Source organism: Limnohabitans sp. (assembly GCF_017848645.1).
GTDB lineage: Bacteria > Pseudomonadota > Gammaproteobacteria > Burkholderiales > Burkholderiaceae_C > Limnohabitans_A.
Genome location: NZ_JAFEIF010000011.1, coordinates 62,148 through 76,390, shown reverse-complemented (window position 1 = coordinate 76,390; position 14,243 = coordinate 62,148). Strand labels below are relative to the sequence as shown.

At 62.1% G+C, this 14,243-nt stretch carries 12 protein-coding genes; 9 read left to right on the top strand and 3 right to left on the bottom strand.

The genetic code is table 11. The features are described from left to right. Nucleotides 1-222: 222 nt before the first annotated feature. A complete protein-coding gene (locus QZ190_RS03525) occupies nucleotides 223-1,794 on the bottom strand; it encodes a fatty acyl-CoA synthetase (RefSeq protein WP_291913555.1) in 1,572 nt (523 codons plus the stop codon). Between the two features lie 60 nt (nucleotides 1,795-1,854). Between QZ190_RS03525 and QZ190_RS03520 the strand changes: the two genes are divergently transcribed. Then, nucleotides 1,855-2,439 (top strand): DUF2889 domain-containing protein, encoded by a 585-nt coding sequence (locus QZ190_RS03520; protein ID WP_291913554.1) that lies wholly within the window; start codon nucleotides 1,855-1,857, stop codon nucleotides 2,437-2,439. 162 nt (nucleotides 2,440-2,601) lie between these two features. Further along, nucleotides 2,602-3,939, top strand: coding sequence for a tRNA (N6-isopentenyl adenosine(37)-C2)-methylthiotransferase MiaB (gene miaB, locus QZ190_RS03515; protein ID WP_291913553.1), 1,338 nt, complete (start codon nucleotides 2,602-2,604; stop codon nucleotides 3,937-3,939). On the opposite strand, the gene QZ190_RS03510 is transcribed toward miaB, so the two are convergent. Beyond that, nucleotides 3,940-4,335 (bottom strand): gamma-glutamylcyclotransferase, encoded by a 396-nt coding sequence (locus QZ190_RS03510; protein ID WP_291913551.1) that lies wholly within the window; start codon nucleotides 4,333-4,335, stop codon nucleotides 3,940-3,942. A 216-nt stretch (nucleotides 4,336-4,551) separates the two neighbouring features. Here QZ190_RS03510 and QZ190_RS03505 point away from each other — a divergent pair, with 216 nt between their 5' ends. Genes QZ190_RS03505 through QZ190_RS03495 form a run of 3 tightly spaced genes read left to right on the top strand, consistent with a single transcriptional unit; the run spans nucleotide 4,552 to nucleotide 7,762 of the window. Then, a complete protein-coding gene (locus QZ190_RS03505) occupies nucleotides 4,552-5,943 on the top strand; it encodes an aromatic ring-hydroxylating dioxygenase subunit alpha (RefSeq protein WP_291913550.1) in 1,392 nt (463 codons plus the stop codon). Continuing rightward, nucleotides 5,940-7,418, top strand: a complete 1,479-nt coding sequence (locus QZ190_RS03500) for a glutamine synthetase family protein (RefSeq protein WP_291913548.1) — start codon at nucleotides 5,940-5,942, stop codon at nucleotides 7,416-7,418. Before QZ190_RS03505 ends, QZ190_RS03500 begins: the two co-directional genes overlap by 4 nt. A 14-nt stretch (nucleotides 7,419-7,432) precedes the next feature. Beyond that, nucleotides 7,433-7,762, top strand: a complete 330-nt coding sequence (locus QZ190_RS03495; protein WP_291913546.1) for a 2Fe-2S iron-sulfur cluster-binding protein — start codon at nucleotides 7,433-7,435, stop codon at nucleotides 7,760-7,762. A gap of 1 nt (nucleotide 7,763) precedes the next feature. On the opposite strand, the gene ffh is transcribed toward QZ190_RS03495, so the two are convergent. Continuing rightward, entirely contained in the window at nucleotides 7,764-9,149 is a 1,386-nt protein-coding gene (ffh, locus tag QZ190_RS03490) for a signal recognition particle protein (protein WP_291913544.1), read from the bottom strand. A gap of 77 nt (nucleotides 9,150-9,226) precedes the next feature. On the opposite strand from ffh, the gene QZ190_RS03485 reads away from it, so the two are divergent. The 4 genes from QZ190_RS03485 to QZ190_RS03470 all read left to right on the top strand — a co-directional run bounded on the left by QZ190_RS03485 (nucleotide 9,227) and on the right by QZ190_RS03470 (nucleotide 14,242). Further along, nucleotides 9,227-10,030, top strand: a complete 804-nt coding sequence (locus tag QZ190_RS03485; RefSeq protein ID WP_291913541.1) for an inner membrane protein YpjD — start codon at nucleotides 9,227-9,229, stop codon at nucleotides 10,028-10,030. Next, a complete protein-coding gene (locus tag QZ190_RS03480; protein WP_291913539.1) occupies nucleotides 10,027-10,269 on the top strand; it encodes a PP0621 family protein in 243 nt (80 codons plus the stop codon). Before QZ190_RS03485 ends, QZ190_RS03480 begins: the two co-directional genes overlap by 4 nt. Before the next feature lie 52 nt (nucleotides 10,270-10,321). After that, nucleotides 10,322-10,912, top strand: coding sequence for a 1,6-anhydro-N-acetylmuramyl-L-alanine amidase AmpD (gene ampD, locus QZ190_RS03475; RefSeq protein WP_291913537.1), 591 nt, complete (start codon nucleotides 10,322-10,324; stop codon nucleotides 10,910-10,912). Between the two features lie 450 nt (nucleotides 10,913-11,362). Beyond that, the gene (locus QZ190_RS03470) at nucleotides 11,363-14,242 is read left to right on the top strand and encodes a ribonucleoside-diphosphate reductase subunit alpha (protein ID WP_291913631.1); all 2,880 of its coding nucleotides are present in this window, start codon (nucleotides 11,363-11,365) and stop codon (nucleotides 14,240-14,242) included. The last annotated feature ends 1 nt before the right edge of the window (nucleotide 14,243 follow it).

Below are 14,243 nucleotides of genomic sequence, written 5' to 3'. Positions count from 1 at the left end.
CCATGGTGGAACAGTCCCATTGTCCTGTCAATAGAACATTCAGGTCTTATGCATAGAACATTTGATCAGGGATTTCCCTTGGTCCACGCGTCTTTTGAAGTTTGTCACCCCGGCCCCCAAGCCGGGGTCCATGTTTTGGCCCCTCCAAAGCAACAAAATACATGGATCCCGGATCAAGTCCGGGATGTCAGACAGGCCCCTGCGCGCTCAACGCTCAACGCTTCACGCATACCGCAAGCGCAAATCCCGCTTGAGCAGTTTGCCGCTTGGGTTCTTGGGCAGCGTATCGGTGAAGACCACGCGCTTTGGACACTTGAAACCGGCCATGTGCTGCGCGCAGTGCGCGATCACCGCCGCCTCGTCCAAGGTCTGCCCGGCCTTGACCACCACCACGGCTGTCACAGCCTCCACCCATTTGGGATCGGGCAGGCCGATCACCGCCACTTCGCTCACTTGCGGCAGGCGGTAAATCATTTCCTCCACCTCGCGGCTGGCCACGTTTTCGCCGCCAGACTTGATCATGTCCTTCTTGCGGTCCACCACGGTGATGTAGCCCTCGTCGTCGATCATGCCCAGATCACCGCTGTGGAACCAGTCGCCCTCAAACGAGGCCTGGGTTCGCTCGTCGTCATGAAAGTAGCCCAGCATCAAATGTGGCGAACGGTGCACGATCTCACCCACCTCGCCCACGGCCACGTCCTGCATGGCATCGTTCACCACGCGCGTTTCGACGTTGCGCACGGCTTTGCCACACGAACCCGGTTTGCGCAGCTGGTCGTCTGGGCCGAGCATGGTGGCCAGCGGCGCGATTTCGGTCTGGCCGTACAGGTTCCACAGACGCACTTGGGGCAGGCGCGAGGCCAATTCCTTGAGCACCTCCACCGGCATGATGGACGCGCCGTAATAACCCTTGGCCAGCCTGGCGAGCTTGCCCGCATCCATCAGCGGCGAGCGCAGCAGCGCAATCCACACCGTGGGCGGCGCAAAGAAGCTGGTGATGCCGAACTTTTCGAGCATCGGCAGCAGGTTGTCGGGCGTGGGTTTGGAAGTGATGACGTTGGTGCTGCCCATGTAAATGGCTGGGCCAAAAAACACATCGAGCTGGGCGCAGTGGTACAGCGGCAACGCGTGCAGGGCCACATCCGCCTCTGCGATTTCGGCGTCGATCACGCAGCTGACGTATTGCCACAGCACGGCATCGTGCGTGAGCTGCGCGCCCTTCGGAGAAGACTCGGTGCCGCTGGTGTAGACGATCTGCGCCACATCGTAGCTACCCAGCTGCACATCGGGCAGCGCATCGGTGCAAGCCGCCAGCGCATCAAAACTGTGCATGCCCGCCACGGGCTCGCTCGGGTCTTCGGATGGCAGCCAAATGAATTGCTGCACTTGTGTGTCAAGCTTGGCTGCAGACTGCGCCAACTCGGCCAGGCCGCTGTCGGTGGCCAGGGTCTTGGCACCTGCGTGGCGCAAGATGTAAGCCACCTCTTCGGCCTTGAGCATGAAGTTGATCGGCACCATGACCGCGCCCCGGCGGGCCAGGGCAAAGCGCAGCGCCGCAAAACCATGCGAGTTGCGGGCCAGCACCGCCACCTTGTCGCCCTCGGCCACGCCGATATGGGACAGGCCTGCCGCCAGGCGCGTGACCAGCGCATCGAACTCGGCATACGTCCAGGTGGTGGCTCCGCACACGATGCCTGTCTTGGTGGGCAAGCGGATCGCGGTGCGGCGCAGTGCATCGGCAATGGTCTGGCGGCGAACGGCGGGGTGGATGGTGTGTTGAACAGCTTGGGACATGCTCAGGGCTCCTCTGTAGATATGATCCAAGCATTCAACATCACCGATTCGAGATTTCCATTGGCACTTCCACCACCCTCCCCCCGAAAACTGTCACATACGCGCACCGTGGTGTACCAAGGCTTTGACCGCGAAGACGGCCTGTGGGACATCGAAGCCCAACTGACCGACGTCAAGACCTTCGGCTTCCAGGTGCCCAACGAACGGCTTTTCCCCGGCGATCAGCCGATCCATAACCTGAAAATCCGCGTCACGCTCAACAACCAAATGGTCATCCAGGACATCGCCACCTCCATGGACGACATCCCGCACGCCGAATGCAGCGGGGCACCACACAACATGCACAAGCTCATCGGCTGCACCATGGGCCCGGGTTGGCGCAAAGTCATCAACCAACACGTAGGCGGCACCGACGGCTGCACCCACCTGCGCGAAATGCTGTTCAACATGGCCACCGCCGCTTACCAAACCCTGCCTTCAGGCCAATGGCAGCGCCGCGAACTGGCAGGCCAGCCCCACCCCGAAATGACCCAAGCGCCTTATTTTCTGGGCCAATGCCACAGCTGGGCCTATGACAGCCCGACGGTGCAACGGGCGTATCCGATGTTTTTCAAGCCGAAGGCCGCTGAGGACGTTGGCAACTGAGCTGGGGCTCGCCTGCGATAATCTGCAGCTTCCAAAGCGCATCTGCGCTTTTCTTTTTCACAGCCTCTGGATCTACACCATGAACCGCTGCACTTTGGCCCCTCGCGGGCGTGCTTTGCTTTGCCTTGACTTCATCTCCTCCATTGAATCCGTGGAGGCCGCATGAGCAAGAAGGTTTTCATCAAAACCTTTGGCTGCCAGATGAACGAGTACGACTCGGACAAGATGGCCGATGTGCTGGGCGCGGCCCAGGGCTATGAGCCCACGCAGGATGTGGATGAGGCCGATCTGATTTTGTTCAACACTTGCTCGGTGCGAGAGAAGGCACAAGAAAAAGTGTTCAGCGACTTGGGCCGGGTCCAGCACCTCAAAGCCAAGGGCGTGCTGATTGGCGTGGGCGGTTGTGTGGCCAGCCAGGAAGGCGCCGAGATCATCAAGCGTGCGCCTTATGTGGACGTGGTGTTTGGCCCGCAGACCCTGCACCGCCTGCCCGAATTGCTGAACGAACGCGAGCGCAAGCAGCGCCCGCAAGTGGACATCAGCTTCCCCGAGATTGAAAAGTTTGACCACCTGCCGCCTGCCAAGGTGGACGGCGCCACCGCTTTTGTGTCGATCATGGAAGGCTGCAGCAAATATTGCAGCTACTGCGTGGTGCCCTACACCCGGGGCGAAGAGGTCTCGCGCCCGTTTGACGATGTGCTGGTCGAAGTGGCGGGCTTGGCCGCGCAGGGCGTGAAAGAGATCACCCTGCTGGGCCAAAACGTGAACGCTTACCGGGGCAAGATGGGGGGTACCTCAGAGATTGCCGACTTTGCCTTGCTGCTGGAATATGTGGCCGACATGCCGGGCATCGAGCGCATCCGCTACGTGACCAGCCACCCGAATGAGTTCACGCAACGCCTGATCGACGCGTACGAAAAGATCCCGAAACTGGTGAGCCACCTGCACCTGCCGGTGCAGCACGGCTCGGACCGCATCCTGATGGCCATGAAGCGTGGCTACACCGCCATGGAATACAAGAGCACGATCCGCAAGCTGCGGGCGATCCGCCCCGACATGTCGCTCAGCAGCGATTTCATCGTGGGCTTCCCCGGCGAGACCGAGGACGACTTCCACAAGATGATGAAGCTGATCACCGATGTGGGTTTTGACACGAGTTTCAGCTTCATCTTCAGCCCTCGCCCCGGCACGCCTGCGGCCAACCTGCACGACGACACGCCGCACGCCGAAAAATTGCGCCGCCTGCACCACCTGCAAGCAACCATCGAAGAGAACGTGCAGCGCATTGGCGACAGCCGCGTGGGCACGGTGCAGCGCATTTTGGTGGAGCGCCCTTCACGCAAGGACGCCACCGAGCTGGCGGGTCGCACCGAGTGCAACCGGGTGGTCAACTTCCCCGGCGGCCCGAACATGGACCGCCTGATCGGTCAGATGGCGGATGTGCGCATCACCCAAGGCCTGTCGCACTCGCTGCGCGGCGAGTTGGTGATCAAAGACTGATCAAGATTCCCGCCCGACCTCGCGGATGTAGCGGCGGTAGTCGCCGTGCGCAATGGGTGTGCAGCCGTCCACCGGGCGGTTGTACACATAGGTCTGTACCCGCTGGCCCTGCAGCGGGCCGGCCGCCACGGTGACCTCCTCGCGCCAGTATTGCGAGGCGGCGCGGTCGCCGGGCACCATGTCTTCCACCGCATCCAGCCGGGCCAGGTGTGCAGCATCGACCTCATAGACTTCGCCCGTGACCAGGCCATCGCCCACAAGGAACCCGGGGTAGCGCCCCACGTCGACCAAGCGGCCGGGCACTTGGGCTGCGCCCACAAAGCGAGCACCTTGCATTTGGGCCTCCAGGCGCAGGCCGGGCATCAAGGTGCCGTAGATAAAAAGTAGCTGTGTCATGGGCCCAATTTTGCGTCAGTGGCCGCGCCTTGTCTGGCCCCCACTTGACACGGGTCATGCTGTCGCCTGTCGCCTGTCGCCTGTCGCCTGTCGCCTGTCGCCTGTTGGCGGGTGGGCCCTGCGCTGCGGTTTAAACTGATAGTCATCGCAGGTGTGCGTGCGCCCACTCGGCGCAAACACCATCCAGACGCGGACTTCACTGTCCAGAGGCCTCCCATGAAAGCTGAACAAAACGAATTGATCACCCGCATCGGCCCGGGCACGCCTTGCGGCGCAGTGATGCGTCACTATTGGCAGCCCGTGGCGCTGGTGGACGAGTTCAACCCCGTGCTCGATCCGCGCATGGGGATTCGCGCCGTCAAAGCCGTGCGCATTTTGGGGCAGGACCTGGTGCTGTTTCGCAACGCGCAGGGCAACTACGGCTTGCTCGACCGCGACTGCCCGCACCGGGGCGCTGACCTAACCTATGGCCGCAACGAAGGCGATGGCCTGCGCTGCCCTTTCCACGGTTGGAAGTTCGACGTGACGGGTCAGTGCATTGAAACCCCTGCCGAGCCTACTGGCAGCACGCTGTGCACACGGGTGCGCCAACGCAGCTACCCGATCACCGAGCGCAGCGGCATTTTGTTTGGCTGGTTCGGGCCCGAAGGCCAGACCCCGCCGCCACTGCCGGGCATCGACGCTTTCAGCGCTCCGGCCACACACACCTTTGCCTTCAAGGGCCTGTGGCACTGCAACTGGTTGCAGGCGTTTGAGGTGGGCATTGACCCGGCGCATGCGTCCTACCTGCACCGCTTCTTCAATGACGAGTCGCTTGAAGGCAGTTATGGCCGCCAGTTTCGCGGCGCGAGTGCGGGCGATGTGCAAGGCGAGCGCTGGCCCATGACGCGGGTGATGCGCGAGCTGGACCAGCCCGAGATTTCGTTTGAGCCCACCGATGCGGGCCTGCGCCTGACGGCCCTGCGCCCGATCAACGAGGCGCTGACCCATGTGCGGGTGACGAATGCGCTGTTCCCACACACCTTTGTGATTCCGCTGTCCGAAACCATGACCATCACGCAGATGCATGTGCCGGTGGACGACACGCACACCTATTGGTATTCGGTGTTCACCAGCTTTGCCGGCCCGGTGGACAAAGAGGCCATGCGCAACCAGCGCCTGCCCTCGGTCACGCTGCCCGACTACATCCCCAAAGCGGGCCGACACAACCACTGGGGCTTTAACCCCGAAGAGCAAATTTCGCGCACTTATCTGGGCATGGGCGAAGACGACATCAATGTGCACGACCAGTGGGCCTGCGAGAGCATGGGCGCGATCCAGGACCGCACCCGCGAGCACCTGGGCACCAGCGACAAGGTGATCATGGCCAACCGGCGCATGCTGCTCAAAGCCATTGAGACCGTGCAGGCCGGGGGCTTGCCGCCCGGCTTTGCACAAGCCGCTGTGGCCCGCCAGCGCGTGGGGCCCGACACGGTGGACGGCATCGCGCCCAGCGGGCAGTGGCCGCAATGGTGGCGCGAAGCCTGCGCGGCCAAACGCAGCGGCGCGCCTTGGGACGCCACCTTGACAGCTGATGTGCCAAGCCCAGCCGACACGAGCGCAGCATGAGTTTCGCCGAACGTTGCGGCCTGAACAGCCCGGAGCGGCAAGCGGATTGCGTGCAATTGCTGCAACAGGTTGAGGCCTCGGGCATCGAGCTGATCCGTTTGGGCTGGTGCGACCTGCACGGCGTGGTGCGCGGCAAGACCCTCGTGGCTTCGCAGCTGCGCCAGGCGCTGGCCAACGGCATCGGCATGGTCAGCACCTTGCTGCTCAAAGACAGCTCGGACCGCACCGCCTTCAAGGTGTTCGAACCGGGCATCGAAGAGACGCTGCCCGGCTTTGCCGGGGCCAGCAACTTCACGCTCATGCCCGACCCGGGCAGCTGGCAGGTGCTGCCCTGGACCGACAAAACCGGCTGGCTGCAGTGCCAGCCCTACCTGGCCGATGGCCGCATCGTGCCGCTCGACTCACGCCATGTGCTGCAGCAGGCCGTGCAACGCCTGGCCGAGCGCGGCTGGCAGATGCGCTGCGGGCTGGAAGTTGAGTTCCACATTTACCGCCTGAAAGACCCGCTGCACGGGCACGACCTGGACCCGAGTCGCGCCGCCTGGCCCGGCCCCGCGCCCGAGGTCAGCCTGATCCACCCGGGCTTCAACTTGCTGACCGAGGCCTGGTTTGACCGCGCCGAAGAGCCGCTGCGCATCGTGCAGCGCACCGCGCAAGCGTTGGGCTTGCCGCTGATCTCGCTCGAAATCGAACTGGGCCCCAGCCAGGTCGAAGCGGTGTTTGACGTGCGCGATGCGCTGACGGCCGCCGACCACATGGTGCTGTTTCGCAATGCCACGCGCCAGGCCCTGCGCCGCGCGGGTTACCACGCCACCTTCATGTGCCGCCCGCCCTTTGACGCCATCATGTCCAGCGGCTGGCACTTGCACCAATCCCTGGTCGACACCACGGGCCGCCCTGTCTTCATGCGCGATGTGCCCGAGCCCGGCAGCACCTCACGCGATGTGCGGCAGGTGTTGAGCGATGCGGGCGCGTCCTGGCTGGCAGGGCTGCTGACCCATGCCCCGGCGCTCACCGCCTTGTGCACAGCCACCAGCAATGGTTATGGGCGCTTCAGACCCAACGCGATGGCGCCGCAGTCGATCTTGTGGGGCCGCGACAACCGGGGTGCGATGCTGCGCGTGATCGGCAACGCGGGCGACAAGGCCACCCGCATAGAAAACCGCCTGGGCGAGCCCGCTGCCAACCCCTACCTGTACATGGCCTCGCAAATCCATGCGGGCCTGGATGGTGTGGACACACAGCTGCAAGCGCCGCCAGCCACCGAAACACCTTACTCGGCAGGTGCCCACACCATCCCGACCAGCCTGGCCGATGCGGTGCGCGCCTTGCAAAAAGATGCGGTCTTGTGCCAGGCGCTGGGCCAGCCTTTTGTCGATTACTACAGCACCATCAAACAAGCCGAACACCAGCGCTTGGCGCAGGCCGATGACGCCCAGGAATTCCACCGCCGCGAGTATTTCGGGCGCATTTGAAAAACCTTTTGAACATGATCACCATCCACCTGCACCCTCACAACCCGGCACAAGCCGCCCACACCTTGCAAGCCGCGCCTGGCCAAAGCCTGATGCAGGCCGCAGTCGATGCCAATTTGCCCGGCATCCAGGCCGACTGCGGCGGGCTGCTCACCTGCGCGACTTGTCATGTGGTGGTGCCAGGGGACTGGCTGGCGAAGTTGCCAGCCATGACCGGCGACGAAGACGGCATGCTGGCCTTCACCGCCCAAACGCGCGAGCCGGGCAGTCGCCTGTCGTGCCAGATCATGCTCACCCCAGAGCTGGACGGCCTGCAGGTCACGCTGCCCGCAAGCCAGTACTGAATCAGCGCGGCATGCCGGGGAAGCCCCCGCCGCCGCCCATCATGCCTTTCATGGCGCCCATGCGTTTCATCATCTTCATCATGCCGCCGCCGGACATTTTTTTCATCATGTCCTGCATCTGCTCAAACTCCTTGAGCATGCGGTTCACGTCTTGCACCTGAACGCCCGCGCCAGCAGCAATGCGGCGCTTGCGGGTGGCTTTGATCAGCTCAGGTTTTTTGCGCTCTTGGGGCGTCATGCTGTGGATGATGCCTTGCTTGCGGCCAATGTCTTTTTCGACCTTGTCCATGTCCATCGATCCGGCTTTGGCCGTCAGCTGGCTGGGCAGCTTGTCCATCAGGCTCGACAAACCGCCCATTTGCTTCATCTGCTGGATCTGTGCCAGAAAGTCGTTCAAGTCAAAACTGCCGCCACTCTTGACCTTGGACGCCAGTTTTTGCGCGGCCTCCATGTCCACACCGGCCGTGACCTGCTCGACCAGGGCCACGATGTCGCCCATGCCCAGCACCCGGCCTGCGTGGCGCTCGGCGTCGAACACTTCCAGGCCGTCAATTTTTTCACTCGTACCCGCAAACTTGATGGGCACGCCCGTGATCTGGCGCACCGACAGGGCCGCACCGCCACGTGAATCGCCATCCAATTTGGTGAGCACAATGCCGGTGAGCGGCAAGGCATCACTGAAGGCACGGGCGGTGTTGGCCGCGTCCTGACCCTGCATGGCGTCCACCACGAACAGGGTTTCAACAGGCTTGAGTTCAGCATGCAGCGCCTTGATTTCGGCCATCAAAGCTTCGTCAATCGCCAAGCGACCGGCCGTGTCGACCAGCAGCACATCAAAAAAGTGCTTGCGGGCGTAATCGATGGCGGCGCGTGCAATGTCGATCGGTTTTTGGTCAGGCGAGCTGGGGAACCATTCGGCACCAGCTTGCGCGGTGACGGTCTTGAGCTGTTCAATCGCCGCAGGGCGGTACACGTCGCCCGAGACCGTGAGCACTTTCTTTTTGCGCTTTTCAATCAGGTGCTTGGCCAGCTTGGCGGTGGTGGTGGTTTTACCAGCCCCTTGCAGACCGGCCATCAGGATCACGGCGGGTGGCTGGGCAGCCAGGTTGATGTCGGACACGCCCTCGCCCATGGTGGCGGCCAATTCGCGGTTGACCACACCCACCAAGGCCTGGCCAGGCTTGAGTGAGCCCATGACCTCTTGGCCCAGGGCTTTTTCCTTCACGCGGGCGATGAAATCGCGCACCACCGGCAAGGCCACATCGGCTTCGAGCAAGGCCATGCGCACCTCGCGCAGCATGTCGGCCACATTCGATTCGGTGATGCGGGCCTGTCCGCTGAGTGTCTTAACGAGGCGTGAGAGTTTGTCGGTCAGGGCGGAGGCCATGGGGGAATCCAGAAAAAACCGGTCAAGCGTGTTGGCGAAGCCCCAGCGGCAGCGCCTGAAAGGCTAAACTCGGACTCATGATTTTAGCGAGTGCGCCTTTGTGGACGCTGCCCTTCTCGGCATTGGCAGCCCTGATCTATGCCTTGCCCGCTTTGGTGCCCCGCCGCCTGAGCGATGTGCACGCGCGCCGCCTGCTTTGGCTGGCTTGGGCCTTGCACGCCATCAGTTTGCTGGTGCTGTTGATGGGGCCGGTGCGTTTTGGCTTTGCCCCGGCGCTGTCGGTCACCGCCTGGCTGGTGGTCACGGCCTACATGATTGAGACCCAGTTTTTCCCCAAACTCAAGGCCCGCTGGGCCGTGGGCAGCTTAGGCGCCCTCACCGTGGTGCTGGCCTGGGTGTTTCCGGGCACCTTGATCACCACCCAGGCTTCGGCCTGGCTGCCCCTGCACTTTGCGCTGGGTTTATCGGCCTATGGCATGTTTGCAGCCGCCGTGGTGCACGCCTGGATGATGACCCGCACGGAGCATGACATCCGCCAGGCCCACGAAGGCTCCAGCGGCCTGCCGCTGTTGACACTGGAGCGACTGACCTTTCGCTTTGTAGCGGCCGGCTTTGCCCTGCTGACAGCCACTTTGGTGGCGGGTGCCCTGTTTGGCGAGGCGCTGTATGGCCAAAGCCACACCGGTTGGCGATGGGACCACAAACGCGTCTTTGCCGTCCTGTCCTGGCTCACCTTTGCCACCTTGCTGGTGGGCCGCAGCCAATGGGGCTGGCGGGGCCGCCGCGCCGTGCGGGTGCTCTACATCGGCGCGGGCTTGCTGCTGCTGTCTTACGCGGGTTCGCGCTTTGTGCTGGAAGTCTTGATTGGACGCGTGGGATGAAATACCTGATTTGGCTCTTGGTCATTGTATTGGCGATCTGGGTCTTCAAACGCAGCCGCCGCGTCAACTCAGACGCCGCCCAAGCCCAACCCCCGGCCACTCCGGCCACCCCCGCCAACATGGCGGTCTGCCTGCATTGCGGCATCCACCTGCCGCAAGACGAAGCCGTCACGGGTGAAAAGGGGCTGTACTGCAGCACCGAACACCGCGCAGCCGCACAAGACCGCAACCCGGTGTGACACCCCGGGCCTGCCTGCAGAGCCCGACCACCGCCACCGACCACGCCCAAGCATGCCTGACCACGTCGCCGAACCCTCTCACCTTTGGGACCAGGGCTGGTACGCGCCCGCCCTCAGGCTGGATTCGCCCAACTTTGGCCCCAGGCCCGCAGGTGCTTGCATCGATTTGCTCGTCATCCACTCCATCAGCCTGCCGCCCGGCCAATACGGCGGCCAGGAGGTGCAAGCGCTGTTCACCAACCAGCTGGATTGGGATGCGCATCCGTATTTCTCTCAAATTCGAGGCCTGCAGGTGTCCTCGCACTTCTACATCCGGCGGGACGGCAGCCTGTGGCAGTTTGTCAGCGCCGACGATCGGGCCTGGCATGCCGGGCAGTCCGAGTACAGAGGACGCCCCCAATGCAATGACGACTCGATCGGTATCGAGCTCGAAGGCCTGGAGGGCGATGTGTTCGAGGACGCCCAATACGAGCAACTGAGCCGACTGTGCCTGGCCTTGCACCGGCACTACCCGATCGCGCACATCGCCGGCCATGAGCACATCGCGCCGGGCCGCAAACACGATCCGGGGGTGGGTTTTGACTGGATGCGGCTGAAGGCAGCTGTCGAACTGCCAAATCAGTGTTTCCCCTTGTGCTTTTGATGCGACACACAAAAAAATATTTTTTAGCTTTTTTTACATTTATCCGAACATTTCATCAGTTTCTGAATCCAGCAGCCCACGCTTGGCAGGGCCGTAAAACGAGCGTTTGAGCCTGAAAAACCCTTGGAAGTCGCATTGCAACTGAGCTTCAACCGCTCAAGCCCGTCTCTTGTTGATTTTCAGCGGCTTATTTCAGCCTCTGAAAAGCCCATTCTCACGCCGCGCACAAAACCCAAGCCTTGTACTTTCGCTCCGCAGCCCATCTTGAGCCGGTACACTACCTGTAGTGGCTTGTCATGACCCCAGACACCAGATATAGTGTCCGTTACAAATTCTCACAAACAGGCCTGAGCCGTATTTCACGGCTTTTTGACCGATTCAACCCAGACCATAAACACAAAGATGACCATGCAAACTGACCTGACCATCCCCCCCACGTCCTCCGGCCTGATGAGCCTGCCCGCTGAACGGGCTGGCGCTGCCACAGTGCACCCCCTCAACCATTACCAGATCATCCGCCGCAATGGCGCCGTGGTGCCCTTCGAGCCCAACAAGATTGCCGTGGCCATGATGAAAGCCTTCCTGGCGGTGCACGGCACCCAAGGGGCCGCTTCTGCCAGCGTGCGCGAAGTGGTCGAAGAACTGACCCAGAACGTGGTGCGCGCCCTGATGCGCTCACGCCCCGGTGGCGGCACTTTCCACATTGAAGACGTGCAAGACCAGGTCGAATTGGGCCTGATGCGCAGCAGCAACCACGAAGTGGCCCGCGCCTACGTGCTGTACCGCGAACGCCGCACCCAAGAGCGCAGCCAACAACCCCAAACTGTGGCCTCCGCCCCTCAAGAGCCTGCCTTGCACGTGATCGACCAGGGCAAACGCATGGCCCTGGACCTGAACTACCTCAAGTCCCTCATGGTCAACGCCTGCGCCGGTTTGGGCCAAGACGTGAACCCCGAGCCCATCCTGGCCGAGACCATGCGCAACCTGTACGACGGCGTGCCCATGGAAGAGGTGTACAAGGCCTCCATCCTGGCTTCGCGTACCTTGATCGAAAAAGACCCTGACTACACCTACGTCACCGCCCGCTTGCTCATGCACACCATTGCCAAGGAAATCCTGGGCAAAGAAGTGACACAGGACCAGATGGCCGATGAGTACATCAATTACTTTCCTCAGTTCATCAAAAAAGGCATCGACAACGACCTGCTGGACGCCAAGTTGGCCCAGTTTGACCTGAAGAAACTGGCTGAAGCCCTCAAGCCCGAGCGAGACCTTCAGTTCGATTACCTGGGCCTGCAGACCTTGTACGACCGCTACTTCCTGCACGTGCGCAAGCAGCGCATCGAAATGCCGCAGGCTTTCTTCATGCGTGTGGCCATGGGCCTCTCGCTCAACGAGACCGACCGCGAAGCCCGCGCCATCGAGTTCTATGAAGTCCTGTCTTCGTTCGACTTCATGTCGTCTACCCCCACGCTGTTCAACAGCGGCACCTTGCGCCCCCAACTGTCGAGCTGCTACCTGACCACCGTGCCCGACGACCTGGACGGCATTTACGAGTCCATCAAGGAAAACGCCTTGCTGTCCAAGTTCGCGGGCGGTCTGGGCAACGACTGGACCCGTGTGCGCGCCATGGGCTCGCACATCAAGGGCACCAACGGTGAATCCCAAGGCGTGGTACCTTTCCTCAAAGTGGTCAACGACACCGCTGTCGCCGTCAACCAGGGCGGCAAGCGCAAAGGCGCGGTCTGCACCTACCTGGAAACCTGGCACCTGGACATCGAAGAGTTCCTGGAGCTGCGCAAGAACACCGGCGACGACCGCCGCCGCACACACGACATGAACACGGCCAACTGGATCCCCGACCTGTTCATGCGCCGCGTCATGGAAAAAGGCGACTGGACCTTGTTCTCGCCGTCGGACTGCCCGGATCTGCACGACAAATTCGGGGCAGATTTCGAAAAAGCCTACACCGCCTACGAGGCCAAAGCAGAGCGCGGCGAGATCAAGCCCAGCAAGAAACTGCCCGCCACCGACCTGTGGCGCAAGATGCTGTCGATGCTGTTCGAGACCGGCCACCCCTGGATCACCTTCAAGGACGCCTGCAACGTGCGCTCGCCCCAGCAGCACGCAGGTGTGGTGCACTCGTCCAACCTGTGCACTGAAATCACGCTCAACACCAGCGACACCGAAACCGCCGTCTGCAACCTGGGCTCGGTCAACCTCTCACGCCACCTCAAGGACAGCGCCAGCGGCAAGGTCCTCGACCACGACAAGCTGAAAAAGACCATCTCCACGGCCATGCGCATGCTGGACAACGTGATCGACATCAACTACTACGCGGTCAAAAAAGCCCGCGACTCCAACATCCGCCACCGCCCTGTGGGCCTGGGCCTGATGGCCTTCCAGGATTCGCTGTATGAGATGCGCATCTCTTACGCCTCGCAAGCGGCTGTGGAGTTTGCCGACCAGTCGATGGAAGCGATCTGCTACTACGCTTACTGGGCCTCGACCGAGTTGTCCAAAGAGCGCGGCCAGTACTCCAGCTACAAGGGCTCTTTGTGGGACCAGGGCATCTTGCCTTTGGACACCATCGACTTGCTGGCACGCGAGCGCGGCGGCTATGTGGAAGTGGACCGTTCGTCCACGCTGGACTGGGACGCCCTGCGCCAGAAAATCAAGGCAGACGGCATGCGCAACTCCAATTGCGTGGCCATTGCGCCCACCGCCACCATCTCCAACATCATTGGTGTGGACGCCTCGATCGAGCCTTGCTTTGGCAACCTGTCGGTCAAGTCCAACCTGTCTGGCGAGTTCACCGTCATCAACAGCTACCTGGTGCGGGACTTGAAGCGTCTGGGTTTGTGGGACGACGTGATGGTCATGGACCTGAAACACTTTGACGGCTCGCTGCGCCCCATCGACCGCGTGCCCCAAGACATCAAGGCCTTGTACGCCACCGCGTTTGAAGTTGAAACCACCTGGTTGGTTGAGGCCGCAGCGCGTCGCCAAAAGTGGATTGACCAGGCGCAATCGCTGAACATTTACATGGCTGGTGCATCGGGCAAGAAACTCGACGACACTTACAAGCTCGCTTGGTTGCGCGGCTTGAAAACCACCTACTACCTGCGCACCTCGAGCGCCACGCAAGTTGAAAAATCCACCGTGAGTTCCGGCTCACACAACGCGGTGTCCGCATCGGGTGCACCCGGTAGTGGCATGAGCGCCATCGAGGCCGCCGCCGCTGCCGCGCAAGCGCAAATGGCTGCAACGCCTGCCACCGATATCAAGTTCTGCGCCATCGACGATCCAGGTTGCGAAGCTTGCCAGTGAG

Excerpts from the sequence above, each read along its gene's own strand:
- QZ190_RS03525 (WP_291913555.1), bottom strand. The coding sequence starts at position 1,794 with ATGTCCCAAGCTGTTCAACACACCATCCACCCCGCCGTTCGCCGCCAG.
- miaB (WP_291913553.1), top strand. The coding sequence starts at position 2,602 with ATGAGCAAGAAGGTTTTCATCAAAACCTTTGGCTGCCAGATGAACGAG.
- QZ190_RS03510 (WP_291913551.1), bottom strand. The coding sequence starts at position 4,335 with ATGACACAGCTACTTTTTATCTACGGCACCTTGATGCCCGGCCTGCGC.
- QZ190_RS03505 (WP_291913550.1), top strand. The coding sequence starts at position 4,552 with ATGAAAGCTGAACAAAACGAATTGATCACCCGCATCGGCCCGGGCACG.
- QZ190_RS03500 (WP_291913548.1), top strand. The coding sequence starts at position 5,940 with ATGAGTTTCGCCGAACGTTGCGGCCTGAACAGCCCGGAGCGGCAAGCG.
- QZ190_RS03495 (WP_291913546.1), top strand. The coding sequence starts at position 7,433 with ATGATCACCATCCACCTGCACCCTCACAACCCGGCACAAGCCGCCCAC.
- ffh (WP_291913544.1), bottom strand. The coding sequence starts at position 9,149 with ATGGCCTCCGCCCTGACCGACAAACTCTCACGCCTCGTTAAGACACTC.
- QZ190_RS03485 (WP_291913541.1), top strand. The coding sequence starts at position 9,227 with ATGATTTTAGCGAGTGCGCCTTTGTGGACGCTGCCCTTCTCGGCATTG.
- QZ190_RS03480 (WP_291913539.1), top strand. The coding sequence starts at position 10,027 with ATGAAATACCTGATTTGGCTCTTGGTCATTGTATTGGCGATCTGGGTC.
- ampD (WP_291913537.1), top strand. The coding sequence starts at position 10,322 with ATGCCTGACCACGTCGCCGAACCCTCTCACCTTTGGGACCAGGGCTGG.
- QZ190_RS03470 (WP_291913631.1), top strand. The coding sequence starts at position 11,363 with ATGAGCCTGCCCGCTGAACGGGCTGGCGCTGCCACAGTGCACCCCCTC.